Annotated in this window: 4 protein-coding genes; all 4 read right to left on the bottom strand. The window is 71.3% G+C overall.

The genetic code is table 11. The features are described 5' to 3' along the window. A partial coding sequence (locus ACTUAL_RS02140) for an AAA family ATPase (RefSeq protein ID WP_440899078.1) occupies positions 1-294 on the bottom strand: 294 nt, incomplete at its 3' end. A gap of 242 nt (positions 295-536) precedes the next feature. Next, positions 537-2018: a glutamate--cysteine ligase gene (locus tag ACTUAL_RS02135; protein WP_440899077.1), complete on the bottom strand. Its 1482-nt coding sequence runs from the start codon at positions 2016-2018 to the stop codon at positions 537-539. A 69-nt stretch (positions 2019-2087) separates the two neighbouring features. Next, entirely contained in the window at positions 2088-2744 is a 657-nt protein-coding gene (locus ACTUAL_RS02130; protein WP_440899076.1) for a 4'-phosphopantetheinyl transferase family protein, read from the bottom strand. Beyond that, positions 2741-3586, bottom strand: coding sequence for a metallophosphoesterase family protein (locus tag ACTUAL_RS02125; protein ID WP_440899075.1), 846 nt, complete (start codon positions 3584-3586; stop codon positions 2741-2743). The genes ACTUAL_RS02130 and ACTUAL_RS02125 overlap by 4 nt, the downstream gene beginning before the upstream one ends. Positions 3587-3815: the final 229 nt, after the last annotated feature.

The raw sequence follows: 3815 nt of genomic DNA, 5'->3' as shown, positions 1-3815 counted from the left end.
GATCCTGCGCAGCTTGACCTCGGCGAGCAGCGAGAACCTCTCCTGCTCCCATGGGTCGAGCCGGACCCGGCCGATGACCTCGATAGCGGCGCGTCCGCCGTCGGACTCGCCCTCCAAGTAGGTGCGGTCGTCCTCGATGGGGGAGTAGCGGCCCAGCAGGAACTTCACCGCGTCTAGTGCCGAGGACTTACCGCCGTCGTTGGGACCGGCCAAGATCGTCGGACTCCCGATCGGGATGTCCTCCACCTCGGCCAGGGAGCGAAAACCGCGAATCGAGAAGCTTGCAAGGTGCACTGGCGAACCACCCAGGGCGAGTTGACTGACAGGACCGACCCCGACGCCGCACCACGTGGAAGAGCGGCTTCCGGCAGCCTAAAACGGCTTGATCAAAACCTGATAATCGACACGCCGAGTAATCGCGCTATACGTCCTTATGGGTGAACAGATTGAGGCTCATGAACCTTCTGTAACCGCAATTGTGCGGATTCGGCTAGGTTTCGTGCCTGGTACCGCCGTTCAGGCGGCGATTCGCACCCTCACCCCGCCACCGGCCACGAGTGCACCGGCTCGTTCGTGTGCATCAGGTCCCGGTACCCCCGCAGCACCCGCCGCAGCGCCTCCGGCCGCTCCAGCGACGTCCCGTCGTAGGCCCGGTGGAACGCCCGCGTCTGCCACGTCGCCCCGTTCACCCCGCGCAGGCACCGCTGCTCCACGATCCCCAGCAGCCGGTCCCGCTCCCGCTCGTCCACGCCGAGCCCGACCAGCCCCTCGTGCGCCAGCGGCAGCAGCCGCCGCAGCACCAGCTCCACCACCGGGACCGTCCCCAGCCCCGGCCAGTACACCTGCGCGTCGATCCCCCGCCGCGCCCCCGCCAGGAAGTTCTCCTCCGCCGCCGAGAACGACATCTGCGACCACACCGGCCGCTCGTCCTGCGCCAGCGCGTGCGCCAGCCCGTAGTAGAACGCCGCGTTCGCCATCGTGTCCACGACCGTCGGCCCGGCGGGCATCACCCGGTTCTCCACCCGCAGGTGCGGCCTGCCGCCCACCACGTCGTACACCGGCCGGTTCCACCGGTAGATCGTCCCGTTGTGCAGCCGCAGCTCCGCCAGCGACGGCACGCCGCCGTCCGCGAGCACCCGCTCCGGGTCCTCCTCGGCGCAGATCGGCAGCAGCGCGGGGAAGTACCGCACGTTCTCCTCGAACAGGTCGAAGATCGACGTGATCCACCGCTCCCCGAACCACACCCGCGGCCGGACGCCCTGCTCCTTCAGCTCGTCGCTGCGGGTGTCCGTCGCCTGCTGGAACAGCGCGATCCGGGTCTCCGGCCACAGCTCCTTCCCCAGCAGGTACGGCGAGTTCGCCCCCACCGCCACCTGGATCCCCGCGATGGCCTGCGCCGCGTTCCAGTACGCCGGGAACCGCTCCGGCGACACCTGCAGGTGGAACTGCGTGCTCGTGCACGCCGCCTCCGGCACGATCGAGTCCGCGGTCATCTGCAACCGCTCGGCCCCGTCGACGTTGATCTCCAGGTCCTCGCCGCGCGCCGCCAGCACCTGCTCGTTGAGCAGCGCGTAGCGCGGGTTCCCGGACAGCGCGTCCACCGCCATGTGCCTGGCCTGCAACGTCGGCAGCGTCCCGACCATCACCATGTGCGCGTCGACCTCGCGCGCCCGCTTCTCCGCCTGGTTCAGGCTGGTGCGGACCGTGGCCTCCAGCTCCGCGAACCCGCTGCCTGCCAGCTCGCGCGGCGGCACGTTGATCTCCACGTTCCACTGGCCCAGCTCGGTGACGAAGTCCGGGTCGGCGATGGCCTCCAACGCCTCCGCGTTGCGCATCGCCGGGTCCCCGGCCTCGTCCACCAGGTTCAGCTCGATCTCCAGCCCGGTCATGGGCCGGTCGACCTCGAACCGCTCCTCTTCCAGCATCCGGGTGAACACGTCCAGGCACCGCCGCACCTTCGTGCGGTAGCGCGTCCGGTCCTCGCGGCTGAACTCGTGCCGCTCGACGTCGTCGCCCACTGCGCCCCTCCACCACCGCGCCCGGTGCGCGGCCCCTGCCGAGGCCGCTTCCGGAGCGCGGCGCACGGGTCAGCGAGCGGGTACCGCGATCGCGGTCACCACAAACCCCTCCCGCGCCAGCCACCTGCCGGTGAACCCGGACACCGCCCGCCCGTCCACGACCGGGTGCTCCACGAGCACGCGCGCGGTGAACGTGCCATCACGGCCGAGCACCAGCTCGGCGTCCTCGAAGCCCAGCCACCGCCGGGTCAGCGGGAACCACGACTTGTACACCGACTCCTTGGCGCTGAACAGCAGCCGGTCCCAGTGCACCGACGGGTCGCGCGCCCCCAGCAGCGCCACCATGTCCTGCTCGCGCGGGAGGGCCACCGCCGCCAGCACGCCCTCCGGGGTCGGCTGGTTCGGCTCGGCGTCGATGCCCACCGTCCACACGGCGTCGGTGCGCGCGGCGACGGCCGCCCGGTACCCGGTGCAGTGCGTGATGCTCCCGACCACGCCCTCGGGCCACCCCGGTTCCCGCTTCGGGCCGGGCAGCAGCGGCACCGGCGGGAACCCCAGCTTCGCCAGCGCCCCGCGCGCGCAGTGCCTGCCCGTGGTGAACTCGCGGCGCCGCTTGTCCACCGCGCGCGCCACGTGCTCCTCCTCCTCGGGCAGCAGCACGGCCTCCGGCGGGTCGCCGAACGCCTCCACCGCGGCGACCCCGTCCGGCAGCAGCTCCTCGATCACCGCGCGTCCCCTTCCCGCAGCACGTCCAGCAGCGGAGCACCCGTCCAGCCGCGCGGCTTCCACTCGCGCGGGTAGCCCAGCGACACCTCGTCGAAGCGCACCCCGTCCCCCCGGATCGTGCGCGGGATGTGCAGGTGCCCGTACACCGCCACGGCCGCCCGGTGCTTCAGGTGCCAGTCGGCGGTCAGCTCGGTGCCGCACCACAGCGCGAACTCCGGGTACCGCAGCACCAGCGTGGGGTCGCGCACCAGCGGCCAGTGGCTGATCAGCACCGTCCTCAGCTCGTGGTCGACCTCGTCCAGCCTGCGCGCGCTCTCCGCGATCCTGGCCCGGCACCACTCGTCGCGGCTCGGGTGCGGGTCCGGGTGCAGGAAGTACTCGTCGGTGCACACCACCCCGGCCTCGACGGCCTTGGCGAGCGCGGACTCCTTGTCGGTCGTGCCCGCGGGCCGGAAGGTGTAGTCGTACAAGGTGAACAGCGGCGCGACGGCCACCGGGCCGCCCTCGCCGTCGAACACCGGGAACGGGTCCTCGGGGGTGTGCACGCCCAGCGAGCGGCACATCTCGACGAGCTGCCGGTAGCGCACCTCGCCCCGGCTCTGCACCGGGTCGTCCTTGGTGGTCCACAGCTCGTGGTTGCCCGGAACCCAGACGACCTCGCGGAACCGCTTGCGCAGCAGGCCGAGCGCCCACTCGACGTCGTGGAACTTCTCGCCCACGTCACCGGCGACGATCAGCCAGTCGTCCGGCGATGGCGCGGTCAGCTCGGTGACGAACTCCCGGTTCTGCTGGTACGTCACGTGCAGGTCGCTCGTCGCGAGCAGGCGTGGTCGGCGTGTCACGAAGCCGAGGGTAGCCAGCGCGGCAAAGACCGTTCATCCGCTCGTCGTGCCTGGGGTGCCGCCCAGCCTCGTCAGGGGTCCGCGTGACGCTGGAGGCGTCCGCTCGGCGCGCGGGCGGTTATAGCCGACCGACCGACTTCCTAGCGTGATGGTCGTCACGATCGCGTTCTCGGAGGAGCCTGATGAGCGAGCAGATCCCCAGCTCCGCCACCGCGCCGCAACCATTCGG

The organism is Actinosynnema sp. (genome assembly GCF_052038725.1).
Note: the sequence above shows the minus strand (reverse complement) of the source record. Positions and strands in the feature narration are given on the sequence as shown.